Source organism: Agrobacterium sp. BT-220-3 (assembly GCF_025910175.1).
Classification (GTDB): domain Bacteria; phylum Pseudomonadota; class Alphaproteobacteria; order Rhizobiales; family Rhizobiaceae; genus Agrobacterium; species Agrobacterium oryzihabitans.
The window spans coordinates 1-620 of record NZ_JAPAIX010000050.1 but is presented as its reverse complement, the minus strand read 5'-3'; the positions used below and the strand labels follow the sequence as shown (position 1 = coordinate 620).

Here is a 620-nt window from a genome sequence, read left to right as displayed (position 1 = left end):
ATGGCAAAGAGCAAGTTTGAGCGCAATAAGCCGCACGTCAACATTGGCACGATCGGTCACGTTGACCATGGCAAGACGTCGCTGACCGCCGCGATCACGAAGTTCTTCGGCGAGTTCAAGGCGTATGACCAGATCGACGCCGCGCCTGAAGAAAAGGCACGTGGTATCACGATTTCGACGGCCCACGTTGAGTATGAGACGCCGAACCGTCACTACGCGCACGTTGACTGCCCCGGCCACGCCGACTACGTGAAGAACATGATCACCGGTGCTGCCCAGATGGACGGCGCGATCCTGGTTTGCTCGGCTGCCGACGGCCCGATGCCGCAGACCCGCGAGCACATCCTGCTTGCCCGTCAGGTTGGCGTTCCGGCAATCGTCGTGTTCCTCAACAAGGTCGACCAGGTTGACGACGCCGAGCTTCTCGAGCTCGTTGAACTGGAAGTTCGCGAACTTCTGTCGTCCTACGACTTCCCGGGTGACGATATTCCGATCATCAAGGGTTCGGCACTTGCTGCTCTTGAAGACAGCGACAAGAAGATCGGTGAAGACGCGATCCGCGAGCTGATGGCCGCTGTTGACGCCTACATCCCGACGCCTGAGCGTCCGATCGACCAGCC

The 620-nt window shown here is 59.5% G+C and carries 1 protein-coding gene; it reads left to right on the top strand.

Going from position 1 to position 620, the window contains the following annotated elements:
- Positions 1-620 (top strand): GTP-binding protein (locus OK142_RS25230; RefSeq protein ID WP_498685726.1); only part of this gene is annotated, 620 nt, incomplete at its 3' end.